The sequence below is a fragment of the Escherichia sp. WS1368 genome (assembly GCF_046487485.1).
Lineage (GTDB): Bacteria > Pseudomonadota > Gammaproteobacteria > Enterobacterales > Enterobacteriaceae > Escherichia > Escherichia coli.
The window spans coordinates 399,234-414,111 of the sequence record NZ_JBJQJI010000003.1 but is presented as its reverse complement, the minus strand read 5'-3'; the positions used below and the strand labels follow the sequence as shown (position 1 = coordinate 414,111).

Sequence of the window (14,878 nt, the reverse complement as noted above, 5' to 3'; positions counted from 1 at the left end):
ATTAATTACCCTTCTTCTGTGCCGGGGTCTGGCCTTTGTTGTTTTTGTCCTGCAGCTGCGACGGCACCAGAACGGTGGTTACGCGCTTACCTTTGTCGCTGAAAGCCTGCATTTTCTGCTCTTTCACCAGGTAAGTGATCTTATCGCCCTTAATGTTGCTATCGACCTGCTGCAGATAAGCATTACCCGTCAGAACGACAAAATCTTTTGCCAGTTCGTAGTGCATCTGGGAAGCGTGACCTTCAACGGGTTTACCATTGTCCTGCATCTGGTAGAACGTTGCCGGTTTACCGTAGCCGTCAATCACTTCTTTACCTTGTTCGCCGCCCGGACGGGTAACGACCACTTTGTCGGCATTAATTTTGATGGTGCCCTGGGTGACGATGACATTACCGGTAAAGGTAACCACGTTGCCTTGCATATCAAGAGATTGCTGGTCCGATTCAATGTGGATCGGCTGATCAGTGTCTCCGGTTACGGCAAATGCCGGAATGCTGGCGGCCAGAAGTGAGCTGGCAAGCACAAGATTAAGGCTGAGTTTGTTTGTTTTGAATTTCATAGGATGTTCTAACCTTTTCAATCAGCTCGGCGTTCTTGCTGCGTAAGTTGCCGCGCATTTTCAGACCGCTGGAGTTAAATGTTGTTCCGTATAACGTGACGAGGTCTTCAGAGGTAACATCCTGCGTCACCAGATTGATCTGCGCGTTATCCGTCGTGATTCTGCGAAGTTGAGAGTCCGGCACAAGTGCGTTGACTTCAACGTGTCCATATAAATAGAGCATCCGGTCATTGGTCAGCTTGGCTTTATCTGCTTTTACGGACCATGTCGGGATTTTATCCTTATCAAACGTGGTAAGTACCGGCTGCGTAAACCACGAAACGGCCTGATCGGAATAATATTCAACGTGTTGAGCAATCAATCGATAGCTTAGTGCCCCTTCTGGGTTATAGACGAGCGTGTCCGTATGCTCGCTTTTATAGGTGGGATCATTGTTGTTGACGACCACCTGGGCGGTATCGTCTTTTTCGGCCATATTAATGCCGATCATCACCAGAACCGCCAGTGATAGCACAATGATAACCCAACGTCTGGCTTTACTCATATCGATTGCCCTTTGGCTTCATCCAGTTTGCCCTGCGCCAGGAGTAATAAGTCGCAAACTTCACGCACTGCACCACGACCGCCAGCAATGCGCGTCACGTAATCGGCGCGCGGGAGCAACAGTGGATGCGCATCGGCCACGGCGACGCTTAAACCCACTTTTTCCATTACCGGCCAGTCGATGAGATCATCGCCGACATAAGCCACATTTTCCGGGGCAATCGCCAGTTTTTCCAGCAAATCGCTAAAGGCGATCAGTTTGTTTGACTGCCCCTGATACAAGTGAGTGATCCCCAATGTGGCACAACGATCTTCTACCAGTTTAGCCTTTCGCCCGGTAATGATAGCGACTTCAATATCAGAGGTGAGCGCACAACGAATGCCATAACCGTCACGAACATTGAACGCTTTCAGCTCTTCGCCATTATTGCCCATATAAATCAGGCCATCTGACAGTACGCCATCGACATCGAGGATCAGCAGACGAATGTTCTCTGCTTTTGCTATAACGTCGGCGCTGACAGGGCCGTAACAGGTCGCAAGCGACGCACCTGCTTTGCTCATTGTTGTTTATCCTTGAATCTTTACACTACGCCTGCACGCAGTAAATCATGCATATGTAACACACCGAGTAAATGGTCGCCATCGGCAACCATCACGGAGGTGATATGGCGGGACTGCATTAAGTTCAGTGCCTCAACGGCCAGAATGCCAGGGCGCACGCGTATTCCCCCCGGCGTCATAACATCGGCAATACTTAACTGACGAACATCCACGCCCATATCGAAGACACGGCGTAAATCACCGTCGGTAAAGATGCCTTCAATCATCATATTGTCATCGCAAATGACAGTCATACCAAGATTTTTGCGGGTAACTTCCAGCAATGCGTCACGCAGACTGGCCGTTTTCTTAACATGCGGGATCTCATCGCCCGTATGCATAATATCGTTTACGCGCAGCAGAAGTTTACGACCCAGTGCGCCGCCTGGATGTGAGAGCGCAAAATCTTCGGCAGTAAAGCCGCGTGCTTTTAACAGCGCGACAGCGAGGGCATCGCCCATAACCAGCGTGGCGGTGGTGCTGCTGGTCGGTGCCAGCCCTAACGGACAGGCTTCTTTCGCTACTTTAACACACAGATGAACATCTGCGGCGCGCGCCATGCTGCTCTCCGGGCGACCGGTGATGCAGATTAACGGTACGTGAAGACGCTTAAGCACTGGAATTAAGGCCGTGATTTCGCTGGATTCACCTGAGTTAGAGATAGCAATCACCACATCCTGTGGGGTGACCATGCCTAAATCACCATGCGCGGCTTCACCAGGATGGACGAAAAATGAAGGTGTACCGGTGCTGGCAAACGTTGCCGCCATTTTGCGCCCAATATGCCCCGATTTCCCCATCCCCATGACGACAACTTTCCCTTTACACCAGAACATCTTTTCACAGGCAAGCGTGAAATTCTGATTGATGTATTGATCAAGCTCCGCCAGGCATTCACGTTCAATCGCCAGGACTTCTTTACCTGCTTGCTGAAAGTCAAAACCCGGTTGTAACTCTACGTGCGACATAATGCGTTTCCAGTTATTCAACGAGTATTGGCGATAACCAGTACAACATCGCCAGCCATACGATAAATCCGCCAGTTAATAATACCCCTACACCACGGCCCGGTTGCGGGGAGCGCCGCCAGCATAGCAACGCAAAAATAATGCTCACCAGCAACATCACGCTGTAGTCACGACTGTACGCCAGTGGATCAATCTCTCCTGGCGTTATCAGCGCGGGTAAACCCAACACGATGACAATATTAAAAATGTTTGCGCCAATGATATTTCCGACAGCAATGTCGTTTTCACCTTTGCGAACCCCCGCTATTGCGGTTGCCAGTTCCGGCAGGCTGGTTCCGATAGCAATTGCCGTCAGACCCATCGTCAACTCGCTGATGGCAAAGTAATTCGCCAGCACCGTGGCGTTATCAACCACCATCCGCGTGGCCACTGGCATGATGATAAGCGCAATGCCGAGCCATAAAAACGCGACGGGCAATCCACCGTCAGGCGGCAACTCTGCAAGCTGCTCTCTGGTCAGGCTGTCAGTCCCCTGACGTTCAGCCTGACGTGCAAGTTTAACAATGAACAGCAGCCATAGCACAGCCAGAAAGAGGAGAAAGATACCATCGCTGCGACTAAGTTGTCCGTCATAGAGTACGGAACCGGCCACCACGCTGACCAACAACATTAAGGGTAATTCACGGCGTAGAACATCAGAATGGACGGTAAAAGGACGAACCAGCGCAGCCAGACCGAGGATCAGCAATATATTGATAATGTTTGAGCCGAGGGCTGTACCAACGGCTAAATCGCGTTGTTCGTGCAAAGACGCGGCAAGCGAGACGATGATTTCTGGTAACGATGTACCAATACTGACCACCGTCATGCCGATGATCAGCGGCGGGATGCCAAAGGTTCGGCAAAGAATAGACGCGGCAAAAACCAGGCGGTCGGCACTGTAAACGACCAAAAGTAAACCAACAATTAACAGTGCCGTAGCTAAAAGCATCTAACGTCCTTTCTTCAGGTATACTCGCCGGTCCGCTGAAGATTTTCAGAAAGCCGTAACGGATTCTTAATTTTGACTTTATGCGGCTAAAAAGTAAAACAAATGCCAGCTTTCGCTAACCACGGCGGGTAATATTCTGTAAATATGTTGGGTTCAAGGTTAAATTGAGCGCCATGCTTAGAAAATCAACGCAAGACGAAGGGTGAATTATGGAGCAGTCTGTGGCGAATTTAGTCGATATGCGCGATGTCAGTTTTACGCGTGGCAATCGCTGCATCTTCGATAATATTTCCCTGACCGTGCCGCGAGGGAAGATCACGGCGATCATGGGGCCATCGGGCATCGGTAAAACGACGCTACTCCGTCTGATTGGCGGGCAAATCGCACCAGATCATGGTGAGATTCTTTTCGATGGTGAGAATATTCCGGCGATGTCTCGTTCGCGCCTGTATACAGTGCGCAAACGGATGAGCATGTTATTTCAGTCCGGGGCGTTGTTCACTGATATGAACGTATTTGACAACGTCGCCTATCCACTGCGCGAACATACCCAACTTCCCGCGCCATTGTTGCATAGTACGGTGATGATGAAGCTGGAGGCCGTGGGGCTGCGTGGAGCGGCTAAACTAATGCCTTCTGAACTTTCCGGTGGGATGGCGCGGCGTGCAGCGCTGGCGCGTGCGATTGCGCTGGAGCCGGATCTCATCATGTTTGATGAACCCTTTGTTGGGCAAGATCCCATCACCATGGGCGTACTGGTGAAGCTGATTTCTGAGCTGAACAGCGCGTTGGGTGTGACTTGTGTGGTGGTTTCTCACGATGTGCCGGAAGTGTTAAGTATTGCCGATCACGCCTGGATCCTGGCGGACAAAAAAATTGTCGCTCATGGTAGTGCCCAGGCGTTGCAGGCGAATCCTGATCCGCGCGTACGTCAGTTTCTGGACGGGATAGCTGACGGGCCTGTTCCGTTCCGCTATCCTGCCGGCGATTATCACGCTGATCTTTTACCAGGGAGTTAAGCCACTCATGCTGTTAAATGCGCTGGCGTCGCTCGGACATAAAGGGATTAAAACCCTGAGAACGTTCGGGCGGGCCGGGTTAATGTTATTCAATGCGCTGGTCGGCAAACCGGAATTTCGCAAACATGCGCCGCTGCTGGTGCGCCAGCTCTATAATGTCGGCGTCCTGTCGATGCTGATTATTGTAGTTTCTGGCGTGTTCATCGGAATGGTGTTGGGGCTGCAAGGTTATCTGGTTCTGACCACTTATAGTGCGGAAACCAGTCTGGGTATGCTGGTGGCGTTATCGCTACTGCGTGAACTGGGGCCGGTGGTTGCCGCGTTGTTGTTTGCCGGGCGTGCTGGTTCGGCGCTAACCGCAGAAATCGGCCTGATGCGCGCTACAGAGCAACTCTCCAGTATGGAGATGATGGCGGTGGATCCGCTGCGTCGGGTTATTTCTCCCCGTTTCTGGGCTGGGGTTATTTCATTACCACTGTTGACGGTTATTTTCGTCGCCGTGGGGATCTGGGGCGGATCTCTGGTCGGCGTCAGTTGGAAAGGCATTGATAGCGGGTTCTTCTGGTCGGCAATGCAAAATGCCGTCGACTGGCGTATGGATCTGGTCAACTGTCTGATTAAGAGCGTGGTGTTCGCCATCACGGTGACGTGGATTTCGTTGTTTAACGGCTACGACGCCATCCCGACGTCTGCCGGGATTAGCCGGGCAACCACTCGCACCGTTGTCCACTCGTCTCTGGCTGTTCTGGGGCTGGATTTTGTGCTGACCGCATTGATGTTTGGGAATTGAGTTCATGCAAACGAAAAAAAATGAAATTTGGGTGGGTATCTTTTTATTAGCAGCACTACTGGCGGCGCTGTTTGTTTGCCTGAAGGCGGCGAACGTGACGTCCATACGTACTGAACCGACCTACACGCTTTATGCGACGTTCGATAACATTGGCGGCCTGAAAGCGCGCTCTCCGGTCAGCATTGGTGGTGTTGTTGTGGGCCGGGTGGCGGATATTACGCTGGACCCGAAAACCTATCTGCCGCGCGTAACGCTGGAAATTGAACAACGTTATAACCACATTCCTGATACCAGTTCGCTGAGCATTCGTACTTCCGGCCTGCTGGGGGAACAATATCTGGCATTAAACGTCGGTTTTGAAGACCCGGAACTGGGGACTGCTATCCTGAAGGATGGCGATACAATTCAGGACACCAAGTCTGCGATGGTGCTGGAAGATCTTATTGGTCAGTTCCTTTACGGTAGTAAAGGCGATGACAATAAGAATAGTGGCGATGCGCCAGCTGCTGCGCCAGGTAATAATGAAACCACTGAACCTGTGGGTACAACGAAATAATTTCAGGAGAACCGACGCATGTTTAAACGTTTAATGATGGTCGCTTTGCTGGTGATTGCACCGCTGAGTGCGGCAACCGCGGCAGACCAGACCAATCCGTATAAGCTGATGGACGAGGCGGCGCAGAAAACGTTCGATCGCCTGAAGAATGAGCAACCGCAAATTCGGGCCAACCCGGATTATCTGCGTACCATTGTCGATCAGGAACTGTTGCCATACGTACAGGTGAAATACGCCGGTGCGCTGGTGCTGGGCCAGTATTACAAGAGTGCGACCCCTGCTCAACGTGATGCTTACTTTGCCGCTTTCCGTGAGTACCTGAAGCAGGCTTACGGTCAGGCGCTGGCGATGTATCACGGTCAAACCTATCAGATTGCGCCAGAACAGCCGCTGGGCGATAAAACCATTGTGCCTATTCGCGTTACCATTATTGACCCGAATGGCCGCCCGCCGGTGCGTCTGGACTTCCAGTGGCGTAAAAACTCCCAGACGGGCAACTGGCAGGCTTACGACATGATTGCTGAAGGCGTCAGTATGATCACCACCAAACAAAACGAGTGGGGAACGCTGCTGCGTACCAAAGGTATCGACGGCCTGACTGCACAACTGAAATCGATTTCTCAACAGAAAATCACTCTGGAAGAGAAAAAATAATGAGCGAGTCACTGAGCTGGATGCAGACGGGTGACACGCTGGCGTTATCCGGAGAGCTGGATCAGGACGTTCTGCTACCGCTTTGGGAAATGCGTGAGGAAGCGGTGAAGGGGATTACCTGCATCGATCTTAGCCGTGTGTCCCGCGTGGATACGGGTGGACTGGCACTGCTGCTCCATCTTATCGATCTGGCGAAAAAGCAGGGCAACAACGTGACGCTTCAGGGGGTAAACGACAAAGTGTATACCCTGGCGAAATTGTATAATTTGCCTGCTGATGTTCTGCCTCGTTAAATTTTTTCAGGCCGGATATGGCGTTAACCGCCTGTCCGGCAAACCTGCCTGCAAGTCGAGCCTTGTCTGATTTATCAGCGAGGCTTTTTGCTTATTTATGCCAGCGCAACTTTGCTCTAAGATGTTTCGCTGGTTTATTAACTGATGATTGAAGATCCCATGGAAAATAATGAAATTCAGAGCGTGTTGATGAACGCTCTCTCCCTCCAGGAAGTCCACGTTTCCGGCGATGGCAGCCACTTTCAGGTTATTGCCGTGGGTGAGTTGTTTGACGGCATGAGTCGGGTTAAAAAACAGCAGACGGTCTATGGCCCGCTGATGGAATATATTGCGGATAACCGCATTCATGCTGTGTCGATCAAAGCGTATACCCCTGCGGAGTGGGCGCGCGATCGCAAACTGAACGGCTTTTGAGCTATGGGCGATTCGCCGGTAGCGGATATGAATTGTTAACTGAGAACAAACTAAATGGATAAATTTCGTGTTCAGGGGCCAACGAAGCTCCAGGGCGAAGTCACAATTTCCGGCGCTAAAAATGCTGCTCTGCCTATCCTTTTTGCCGCACTACTGGCGGAAGAACCGGTAGAGATCCAGAACGTCCCGAAACTGAAAGACGTCGATACATCAATGAAGCTGCTAAGCCAGCTGGGTGCGAAAGTAGAACGTAATGGTTCTGTGCATATTGATGCCCGCGATGTTAATGTATTCTGCGCACCTTACGATCTGGTTAAAACCATGCGTGCTTCTATCTGGGCGCTGGGGCCGCTGGTAGCGCGCTTTGGTCAGGGGCAAGTTTCACTGCCTGGCGGTTGTACGATTGGTGCACGTCCGGTTGATCTACACATTTCTGGTCTCGAACAATTAGGCGCGACCATCAAACTGGAAGAAGGTTACGTTAAAGCTTCCGTCGATGGTCGTCTGAAAGGCGCACATATCGTGATGGATAAAGTCAGCGTTGGCGCAACGGTGACCATCATGTGTGCTGCAACCCTGGCGGAAGGCACCACGATTATTGAAAACGCAGCGCGTGAACCGGAAATCGTCGATACCGCGAACTTCCTGATTACGCTGGGTGCGAAAATTAGCGGTCAGGGCACCGATCGTATCGTCATCGAAGGTGTGGAACGTTTAGGCGGCGGTGTCTATCGCGTGCTGCCGGATCGTATCGAAACCGGTACTTTCCTGGTGGCGGCGGCGATCTCTCGCGGCAAAATTATCTGCCGTAACGCGCAGCCAGATACTCTGGACGCCGTGCTGGCGAAACTGCGTGACGCTGGAGCAGACATCGAAGTCGGCGAAGACTGGATTAGCCTGGATATGCATGGCAAACGTCCGAAGGCTGTTAACGTACGTACCGCGCCGCATCCGGCATTCCCGACCGATATGCAGGCCCAGTTCACGCTGTTGAACCTGGTGGCAGAAGGGACCGGCTTCATCACCGAAACGGTCTTTGAAAACCGCTTTATGCATGTGCCAGAGCTGAGCCGTATGGGCGCGCACGCCGAAATCGAAAGCAATACCGTTATTTGTCACGGTGTTGAAAAACTTTCTGGCGCACAGGTTATGGCAACCGATCTGCGTGCATCAGCAAGCCTGGTGCTGGCTGGCTGTATTGCGGAAGGGACGACGGTGGTTGATCGTATTTATCACATCGATCGTGGCTACGAACGCATTGAAGACAAACTGCGCGCTTTAGGTGCAAATATTGAGCGTGTGAAAGGCGAGTAATTGTCTGAGAGCTGGCAGCCCCGTTCGCGGGGCTACCGCCAGACCACTTATTTTTTCGGTTTAGTGTAGCTACGCATCAACTGCGTTCTGTCGATAAACTCATGGGTCTGCGGATCATGGTAGCGAGATGGCCAGATAATCCAGGGGTCAGTTCCCAGGGCTTTCGCAATAATCATCTCTCCTTTCGGCCAGGGGCGCGATAATGCGTTCGCCAGCGTTGAGGAACTCAAACCATTTCTGCGAGATTCCGCCGCCATTGACGTTCCCTTCTTGCGCAAACCCGCAATGATGTCAGCGGGATGCCAGTCAATGAAATTACTTTCCATCTTTCCTCACTCCTTAAGTTAGTCGCTTTCATTCAGAACATTTCTTCTGTCGGGCATCACTATACTCCTGATGGCGTATTGTTCTAAAAAGTTCCTGTAAAGAGTGTGAATATTCAGAATATATAAAGATGTACAGCCCTATTTTTCAGGTGTTATAGAGCTGAATAAGTGTTTTTATGGAATTTACTAGAACCATCCCGCGCGCTGCGCGGGATGCGGGGAGGGGATTAACGATCGCGTTGAACAGCGATGTGCGCGAGGCCGATGAGTGCTTCTCGCCACGGGGTGTCCGGGAGCACCTGTAACGCTGCGATGGCTTTGTCTGCTTCTTCCTCGGCACGCTGACGCGTCCATTCAAGAGATCCACAAGCGTTCATTGCTTCCAGAACCGGTTCCAGAAGATGGCGACCGTTACCCTGTTCGATGGCGGTACGAATCATCTGTGCCTGTTCTGGTGTGCCATGATGCATTGCATGCAGCAGCGGCAGCGTCGGTTTACCTTCGTTCAGATCGTCGCCGACGTTTTTACCTAACTGTTCGCCATCGGCATTGTAATCGAGTAAATCGTCGATCAACTGGAAAGCAGTGCCGAGATAGCGCCCATAATCCTGCAGGCCTTTCTCCTCCTCCGGCGTACAGCCAGCCAGAATCCCGGAACACTGCGCGGCAGCCTCAAACAGACGCGCGGTTTTGCTATAGATAACGCGCATGTAGTTTTCTTCAGTGATGTCCGGATCGTTAACGTTCATCAGTTGCAGAACTTCACCTTCTGCGATGACGTTTACGGCTTCTGACATGACTTCCAGCACTTTGAGCGAGCCGAGGCTGGTCATCATCTGGAACGCGCGGGTATAAATAAAATCGCCTACCAGCACGCTGGCGGCATTGCCAAATGCGGCGTTGGCGGTAGCTTTACCCCTGCGCATATCTGATTCATCCACAACGTCGTCGTGCAGCAGAGTCGCCGTGTGGATAAACTCGATCAGGGCAGCAATGGTGACATGCGCATTTCCCTCATAGCCAACAGCTCGTGCAGCCAGTACAGCAATCATCGGACGAATACGTTTACCGCCGCCGCTGACGATGTAATAGCCTAACTGATTGATCAGTTGGACGTCGGAATTAAGCTGCTCAAGGATTGCCGCATTAACACCCGCCATATCTTGCGCGGTTAACTCATTGATTTTTTCTAAATTCATCGCAAAAGCCGGGCTTTTCGCCCCGATTACCTTACTGTGAACAAAGGCAACTTAGGGTTTATGGTTAGGAATATAGGGTGATTGTACTGAAAAAATGGCACAGATAAACGTTACCGTACAAGTTGTGTTTTTTTTCTTCGTGTATTGACTGTAGCACTTGTCAAAGGCGTGCGTTTTGCGTAATATTCGCGCCCTATTGTGAATATTTATAGCGCACTCTGAATCATTGAAAAGGTGTGCGCGGAAGCGGAGTTTTATATGTACGCGGTTTTCCAAAGTGGTGGTAAACAACACCGAGTAAGCGAAGGTCAGACCGTTCGCCTGGAAAAGCTGGACATCGCAACTGGCGAAACTGTTGAGTTCGCTGAAGTGCTGATGATCGCAAACGGTGAAGAAGTCAAAATCGGCGTTCCTTTCGTTGATGGCGGCGTAATCAAAGCTGAAGTTGTTGCTCACGGTCGTGGCGAGAAAGTTAAAATCGTTAAGTTTCGTCGTCGTAAACACTATCGTAAGCAGCAGGGCCATCGTCAGTGGTTCACTGATGTGAAAATTACTGGCATCAGCGCCTAAGACCTGAGGAGAGATTTCAAATGGCACATAAAAAGGCTGGCGGCTCCACACGTAACGGTCGCGATTCAGAAGCTAAACGCCTGGGCGTTAAGCGTTTCGGTGGCGAATCCGTTCTGGCGGGTAGCATCATCGTTCGTCAACGTGGTACCAAATTCCACGCTGGCGCTAACGTAGGTTGCGGTCGTGACCACACTCTGTTTGCTAAAGCAGACGGTAAAGTGAAATTCGAAGTTAAAGGCCCGAAAAACCGTAAATTTATCAGCATCGAAGCTGAATAAGTTTTTCGCGTCCCGGTAACGGATGAAAGCCCCGCAACACGTTGCGGGGCTTTTTACATTCGATAACCGGTAAAAATGCGCATGGTGCGACGTTAATTCGCAAATGCGCTTTGCAGGGAATACGGTATGAAGCAGCAGGCAGGCATTGGCATTCTTTTGGCGCTCACCACAGCAATTTGCTGGGGGGCGTTGCCAATCGCAATGAAGCAGGTGCTGGAGGTGATGGAACCTCCGACAATCGTGTTTTACCGTTTCTTGATGGCGAGTATTGGCCTTGGTGCCATTCTTGCGGTGAAGAAGAGGTTGCCGCCATTACGCGTGTTTCGTAAGCCACGCTGGTTGATTTTGTTGGCAGTGGCGACCGCCGGGCTGTTTGGTAACTTCATCCTGTTCAGCTCATCCTTGCAATACCTGAGTCCGACCGCTTCGCAGGTGATTGGGCAACTCTCGCCAGTTGGCATGATGGTTGCCAGCGTATTTATCCTGAAAGAGAAAATGCGCAGCACTCAGGTTGTAGGGGCATTGATGCTCCTGAGCGGTCTGGTGATGTTTTTTAACACCAGTCTGGTTGAGATATTTACAAAGCTCACCGATTACACCTGGGGAGTTATCTTTGGGGTCGGTGCGGCGACGGTTTGGGTGAGTTATGGCGTGGCGCAAAAGGTTTTATTGCGTCGGCTGGCCTCACCGCAGATCCTGTTTTTACTGTACACTTTATGTACAATTGCGCTCTTCCCTCTGGCAAAGCCTGGAGTGATAGCGCAGCTTAGCCACTGGCAGCTCGCATGTTTAATTTTTTGCGGACTGAATACCTTGGTAGGATATGGCGCCCTGGCGGAAGCGATGGCTCGCTGGCAGGCAGCGCAGGTGAGCGCGATCATCACGCTCACCCCACTGTTTACGCTGTTTTTTTCAGATCTTTTATCACTGGCCTGGCCCGATTTCTTCGCCAGACCGATGTTAAACCTTTTAGGTTATCTCGGTGCGTTTGTCGTGGTTGCGGGCGCGATGTATTCCGCCATTGGTCATCGTATTTGGGGCGGATTACGTAAGCATACAACGGTGGTATCGCAACCCCGCGCAGGCGAATGATTTACGGAGAATAAAATGAAGTTTGTTGATGAAGCATCGATTCTGGTCGTTGCAGGTGATGGCGGTAATGGTTGCGTGAGCTTCCGCCGCGAAAAGTATATTCCGAAAGGCGGCCCGGATGGCGGCGACGGCGGTGATGGTGGTGACGTATGGATGGAAGCCGACGAGAACCTGAACACGCTTATCGATTATCGTTTTGAAAAATCTTTCCGTGCAGAGCGCGGTCAGAATGGCGCAAGCCGCGACTGTACCGGTAAGCGCGGTAAAGACGTCACAATTAAAGTGCCGGTAGGTACGCGTGTAATCGACCAGGGTACTGGTGAAACCATGGGCGATATGACCAAACACGGTCAGCGTCTGCTGGTTGCTAAGGGCGGCTGGCACGGTCTGGGCAATACCCGTTTCAAATCGTCAGTTAACCGTACACCACGGCAGAAAACTAACGGTACGCCGGGCGATAAGCGTGAGCTGCTGCTGGAGCTGATGCTGCTGGCTGACGTCGGTATGTTGGGGATGCCAAACGCGGGTAAATCGACCTTTATTCGTGCGGTATCGGCGGCTAAACCGAAAGTGGCGGATTATCCGTTTACCACTCTGGTGCCAAGTCTGGGTGTGGTACGAATGGACAACGAAAAGAGCTTCGTTGTTGCCGATATTCCAGGACTGATTGAAGGCGCTGCGGAAGGCGCAGGTCTGGGCATTCGCTTCCTGAAGCACCTGGAACGTTGCCGCGTCCTGTTGCACCTCATCGATATCGATCCGATTGACGGCACCGATCCGGTTGAAAACGCGCGTATTATTATCAGCGAGCTGGAAAAATACAGCCAGGATCTGGCGGCGAAACCGCGTTGGTTAGTCTTCAACAAGATCGATCTGCTGGATAAGGTAGAAGCCGAAGAGAAAGCGAAAGCGATCGCTGAGGCGCTGGGCTGGGAAGATAAATATTATCTGATCTCTGCGGCGAGTGGACTGGGCGTGAAAGATCTCTGCTGGGATGTGATGACCTTTATCATTGAAAACCCGGTCGTGCAGGCTGAAGAAGCGAAACAGCCAGAGAAAGTCGAATTCATGTGGGATGATTATCATCGCCAGCAGCTTGAAGAGATTGCTGAAGAGGATGATGAAGACTGGGATGACGACTGGGACGAAGACGACGAAGAAGGCGTTGAGTTCATTTACAAGCGTTAATCAGCAAAACCCCGGCCATGCGCCGGGGTTTCTTATTGACTAATTGTTCTGATAAATATCTTTATACAAACGGCTTTCAAAACGCACTAACGGAATACGGCGATTACGCTGATCCGCCGGTTCTACTGCATAGCCAGAAAGATATTGCACAAACGCCATTCGTTGCCCGCTCGCTGTGGTAATGAATCCCGCCAGGTTATATACCCCCTGCAACGAACCGGTTTTCGCTGAGACTTTTCCATCCACGCCCGCCTGATGCAGACCTGCACGGTACTGCAAAGAGCCGTCATAGCCCGCCAGCGGCAGCATAGAGATAAAGTTAAGTTCATTGTCGTGTTGGGCTATGTATTGCAGCACCTGCATCATGGTGGCGGGGGCAATCAGGTTATGCCGCGAAAGCCCTGAACCATCGGCAATAATGGTGTTACCAATATCGACACCGGCTTGCTGGCGCAGGATCTGACGCACGGCGTCCGACCCGGCCCGCCATGTTCCAGGCACATTGAAGCGCGCATGGCCGATCATGCGGAAAACCGTATCGGCAATCATGTTGTCCGACTTTTTCAGCATAATCTTAAGCAGATCGTGCAGCGGGGCCGACTGTTTACTGGCAACTACCGTTCCGGGGTCGTTAACCTGCGTCTGACGCAGCAGTGTTCCGCTCCAGGTGATACCTGCCTGTTTTAACTCATCTTTCAGAATTGCACCGGCATAGCTGGCTCCATCCTGCACGGCAAAAGCCAACGGGAGCGGCTCAGAACGTTGTGGCAGGCATCCGGTCAGCGTAAAGCGGTTCAGGTCGCCTGGCACCACATCCAGCTCGCAATATTGCGCTTCGGCAGAACCACGGGGGAGGGTGCGTACCTGGCTGAACATCGTAACGGGGTAATAAGATGCCACGCGTATAAAAGCCATATCACCAGGTTTTGGGGCACTGTAGAGCGAGACGGAGAAACAGTTGCGGTCAACTATGGCGGCGGCAGGCGGAGCGCTAAAGCATTGTGTCATGTCATTCCATGGCCAGCCGGGGGCTTTATCGTGGCTGGCGAAAATGGAGGTATCTATCAACACATTGCCATCGATTTGGTTGACGCCAGATTTTTTCAAAGTCGCGACCATATTGCGAATATCCTGACGTTTTAACGTCGGATCGGCACCAAATCGCGCCACTAAGTCACCCTTAAGTACGCCGTTTTCCACATTACCTTTGGTTTCAAGCGTCGTGGTAAAACGAAAATCGGGGCCGAGTTGAATCAACGCCGCCAGCGCAGTAATAACTTTCTGCGTACTGGCGGGCAGCGCCATCTGCTGACTGTGGTAATCAATAGCGGGGGCCGACGCGCCGACTTTTTGCACCATCAGGGCAAGGTTGGCACCAGCGGGGAGTTGAGTAATGTACTCATCAACATTTGCGGCCTGAACACTGAACGCTATACAGCTGGTCAATCCGATGATAAATCTGGAAAATCGCATAATCTCGCGCTAACAACCTGGAATCGAGCCGTCATACTACGGCGCAAC

Annotated in this window: 19 protein-coding genes; 11 read left to right on the top strand and 8 right to left on the bottom strand. The window is 51.7% G+C overall.

Translation table 11 applies throughout. The features are described from left to right. Nucleotide 1: 1 nt before the first annotated feature. Genes lptA through ACJHYD_RS10730 form a run of 5 tightly spaced genes read right to left on the bottom strand, consistent with a single transcriptional unit; the run spans nucleotide 2 to nucleotide 3,664 of the window. Nucleotides 2-559, bottom strand: a complete 558-nt coding sequence (gene lptA, locus ACJHYD_RS10750) for a lipopolysaccharide ABC transporter substrate-binding protein LptA (RefSeq protein ID WP_000669785.1) — start codon at nucleotides 557-559, stop codon at nucleotides 2-4. After that, a complete protein-coding gene (gene lptC / locus ACJHYD_RS10745) occupies nucleotides 528-1,103 on the bottom strand; it encodes an LPS export ABC transporter periplasmic protein LptC (RefSeq protein ID WP_000030537.1) in 576 nt (191 codons plus the stop codon). Before lptC ends, lptA begins: the two co-directional genes overlap by 32 nt. Then, complete coding sequence (gene kdsC, locus ACJHYD_RS10740) at nucleotides 1,100-1,666, bottom strand: 3-deoxy-manno-octulosonate-8-phosphatase KdsC (RefSeq protein WP_000030006.1); 567 nt, start codon at nucleotides 1,664-1,666, stop codon at nucleotides 1,100-1,102. The genes lptC and kdsC overlap by 4 nt, the downstream gene beginning before the upstream one ends. Before the next feature lie 20 nt (nucleotides 1,667-1,686). Further along, complete coding sequence (gene kdsD, locus ACJHYD_RS10735) at nucleotides 1,687-2,673, bottom strand: arabinose-5-phosphate isomerase KdsD (protein WP_001295557.1); 987 nt, start codon at nucleotides 2,671-2,673, stop codon at nucleotides 1,687-1,689. 13 nt (nucleotides 2,674-2,686) lie between these two features. After that, the gene (locus ACJHYD_RS10730) at nucleotides 2,687-3,664 is read right to left on the bottom strand and encodes a calcium/sodium antiporter (RefSeq protein WP_001551707.1); all 978 of its coding nucleotides are present in this window, start codon (nucleotides 3,662-3,664) and stop codon (nucleotides 2,687-2,689) included. A 209-nt stretch (nucleotides 3,665-3,873) separates the two neighbouring features. Between ACJHYD_RS10730 and mlaF the strand changes: the two genes are divergently transcribed. The 7 genes from mlaF to murA all read left to right on the top strand — a co-directional run bounded on the left by mlaF (nucleotide 3,874) and on the right by murA (nucleotide 8,704). Continuing rightward, on the top strand, nucleotides 3,874-4,683 hold the full coding sequence (gene mlaF / locus ACJHYD_RS10725) for a phospholipid ABC transporter ATP-binding protein MlaF (protein ID WP_000438245.1): 810 nt from the start codon (nucleotides 3,874-3,876) through the stop codon (nucleotides 4,681-4,683). Nucleotides 4,684-4,690: 7 nt separating this feature from the next. Beyond that, on the top strand, nucleotides 4,691-5,473 hold the full coding sequence (gene mlaE, locus ACJHYD_RS10720) for a lipid asymmetry maintenance ABC transporter permease subunit MlaE (protein ID WP_000925795.1): 783 nt from the start codon (nucleotides 4,691-4,693) through the stop codon (nucleotides 5,471-5,473). A 4-nt stretch (nucleotides 5,474-5,477) separates the two neighbouring features. Continuing rightward, the gene (gene mlaD, locus ACJHYD_RS10715) at nucleotides 5,478-6,029 is read left to right on the top strand and encodes an outer membrane lipid asymmetry maintenance protein MlaD (protein WP_001296448.1); all 552 of its coding nucleotides are present in this window, start codon (nucleotides 5,478-5,480) and stop codon (nucleotides 6,027-6,029) included. Between the two features lie 18 nt (nucleotides 6,030-6,047). After that, nucleotides 6,048-6,683 (top strand): phospholipid-binding protein MlaC, encoded by a 636-nt coding sequence (gene mlaC / locus ACJHYD_RS10710; RefSeq protein ID WP_000476484.1) that lies wholly within the window; start codon nucleotides 6,048-6,050, stop codon nucleotides 6,681-6,683. Next, complete coding sequence (mlaB, locus tag ACJHYD_RS10705) at nucleotides 6,683-6,976, top strand: lipid asymmetry maintenance protein MlaB (protein ID WP_000004488.1); 294 nt, start codon at nucleotides 6,683-6,685, stop codon at nucleotides 6,974-6,976. Before mlaC ends, mlaB begins: the two co-directional genes overlap by 1 nt. Before the next feature lie 159 nt (nucleotides 6,977-7,135). Then, nucleotides 7,136-7,390, top strand: a complete 255-nt coding sequence (gene ibaG, locus ACJHYD_RS10700) for a BolA family iron metabolism protein IbaG (protein WP_000429656.1) — start codon at nucleotides 7,136-7,138, stop codon at nucleotides 7,388-7,390. 54 nt (nucleotides 7,391-7,444) lie between these two features. Further along, the gene (murA, locus tag ACJHYD_RS10695; protein ID WP_000357259.1) at nucleotides 7,445-8,704 is read left to right on the top strand and encodes a UDP-N-acetylglucosamine 1-carboxyvinyltransferase; all 1,260 of its coding nucleotides are present in this window, start codon (nucleotides 7,445-7,447) and stop codon (nucleotides 8,702-8,704) included. Nucleotides 8,705-8,751: 47 nt separating this feature from the next. On the opposite strand, the gene sfsB is transcribed toward murA, so the two are convergent. Together sfsB and ispB are read right to left on the bottom strand one after the other, a co-directional pair. Next, nucleotides 8,752-9,030, bottom strand: coding sequence for a DNA-binding transcriptional regulator SfsB (gene sfsB / locus ACJHYD_RS10690; RefSeq protein ID WP_000445407.1), 279 nt, complete (start codon nucleotides 9,028-9,030; stop codon nucleotides 8,752-8,754). A 227-nt stretch (nucleotides 9,031-9,257) separates the two neighbouring features. Beyond that, nucleotides 9,258-10,229, bottom strand: coding sequence for an octaprenyl diphosphate synthase (gene ispB / locus ACJHYD_RS10685; protein WP_001047336.1), 972 nt, complete (start codon nucleotides 10,227-10,229; stop codon nucleotides 9,258-9,260). A 258-nt stretch (nucleotides 10,230-10,487) separates the two neighbouring features. Here ispB and rplU point away from each other — a divergent pair, with 258 nt between their 5' ends. From rplU to cgtA, 4 genes are all read left to right on the top strand, one after another. After that, entirely contained in the window at nucleotides 10,488-10,799 is a 312-nt protein-coding gene (gene rplU, locus ACJHYD_RS10680; RefSeq protein ID WP_000271401.1) for a 50S ribosomal protein L21, read from the top strand. A gap of 20 nt (nucleotides 10,800-10,819) precedes the next feature. Next, nucleotides 10,820-11,077, top strand: a complete 258-nt coding sequence (gene rpmA / locus ACJHYD_RS10675; protein WP_000940595.1) for a 50S ribosomal protein L27 — start codon at nucleotides 10,820-10,822, stop codon at nucleotides 11,075-11,077. Between the two features lie 126 nt (nucleotides 11,078-11,203). Then, on the top strand, nucleotides 11,204-12,169 hold the full coding sequence (locus ACJHYD_RS10670) for a DMT family transporter (RefSeq protein WP_000813037.1): 966 nt from the start codon (nucleotides 11,204-11,206) through the stop codon (nucleotides 12,167-12,169). A 15-nt stretch (nucleotides 12,170-12,184) separates the two neighbouring features. Beyond that, nucleotides 12,185-13,357: an Obg family GTPase CgtA gene (gene cgtA / locus ACJHYD_RS10665; protein WP_000673572.1), complete on the top strand. Its 1,173-nt coding sequence runs from the start codon at nucleotides 12,185-12,187 to the stop codon at nucleotides 13,355-13,357. Between the two features lie 39 nt (nucleotides 13,358-13,396). On the opposite strand, the gene dacB is transcribed toward cgtA, so the two are convergent. Beyond that, nucleotides 13,397-14,830, bottom strand: a complete 1,434-nt coding sequence (dacB, locus tag ACJHYD_RS10660; RefSeq protein ID WP_001551706.1) for a serine-type D-Ala-D-Ala carboxypeptidase — start codon at nucleotides 14,828-14,830, stop codon at nucleotides 13,397-13,399. Nucleotides 14,831-14,878 lie beyond the last annotated feature (48 nt).

Coding starts and splice junctions, on each gene's coding strand:
- sfsB (WP_000445407.1), bottom strand. CDS start 9,030: ATGGAAAGTAATTTCATTGACTGGCATCCCGCTGACATCATTGCGGGT.
- ispB (WP_001047336.1), bottom strand. CDS start 10,229: ATGAATTTAGAAAAAATCAATGAGTTAACCGCGCAAGATATGGCGGGT.
- lptA (WP_000669785.1), bottom strand. CDS start 559: ATGAAATTCAAAACAAACAAACTCAGCCTTAATCTTGTGCTTGCCAGC.
- kdsD (WP_001295557.1), bottom strand. CDS start 2,673: ATGTCGCACGTAGAGTTACAACCGGGTTTTGACTTTCAGCAAGCAGGT.
- ACJHYD_RS10730 (WP_001551707.1), bottom strand. CDS start 3,664: ATGCTTTTAGCTACGGCACTGTTAATTGTTGGTTTACTTTTGGTCGTT.
- ACJHYD_RS10670 (WP_000813037.1), top strand. CDS start 11,204: ATGAAGCAGCAGGCAGGCATTGGCATTCTTTTGGCGCTCACCACAGCA.
- mlaE (WP_000925795.1), top strand. CDS start 4,691: ATGCTGTTAAATGCGCTGGCGTCGCTCGGACATAAAGGGATTAAAACC.
- mlaD (WP_001296448.1), top strand. CDS start 5,478: ATGCAAACGAAAAAAAATGAAATTTGGGTGGGTATCTTTTTATTAGCA.
- rpmA (WP_000940595.1), top strand. CDS start 10,820: ATGGCACATAAAAAGGCTGGCGGCTCCACACGTAACGGTCGCGATTCA.
- cgtA (WP_000673572.1), top strand. CDS start 12,185: ATGAAGTTTGTTGATGAAGCATCGATTCTGGTCGTTGCAGGTGATGGC.
- dacB (WP_001551706.1), bottom strand. CDS start 14,830: ATGCGATTTTCCAGATTTATCATCGGATTGACCAGCTGTATAGCGTTC.
- lptC (WP_000030537.1), bottom strand. CDS start 1,103: ATGAGTAAAGCCAGACGTTGGGTTATCATTGTGCTATCACTGGCGGTT.
- kdsC (WP_000030006.1), bottom strand. CDS start 1,666: ATGAGCAAAGCAGGTGCGTCGCTTGCGACCTGTTACGGCCCTGTCAGC.
- mlaB (WP_000004488.1), top strand. CDS start 6,683: ATGAGCGAGTCACTGAGCTGGATGCAGACGGGTGACACGCTGGCGTTA.
- mlaC (WP_000476484.1), top strand. CDS start 6,048: ATGTTTAAACGTTTAATGATGGTCGCTTTGCTGGTGATTGCACCGCTG.
- murA (WP_000357259.1), top strand. CDS start 7,445: ATGGATAAATTTCGTGTTCAGGGGCCAACGAAGCTCCAGGGCGAAGTC.
- ibaG (WP_000429656.1), top strand. CDS start 7,136: ATGGAAAATAATGAAATTCAGAGCGTGTTGATGAACGCTCTCTCCCTC.
- mlaF (WP_000438245.1), top strand. CDS start 3,874: ATGGAGCAGTCTGTGGCGAATTTAGTCGATATGCGCGATGTCAGTTTT.
- rplU (WP_000271401.1), top strand. CDS start 10,488: ATGTACGCGGTTTTCCAAAGTGGTGGTAAACAACACCGAGTAAGCGAA.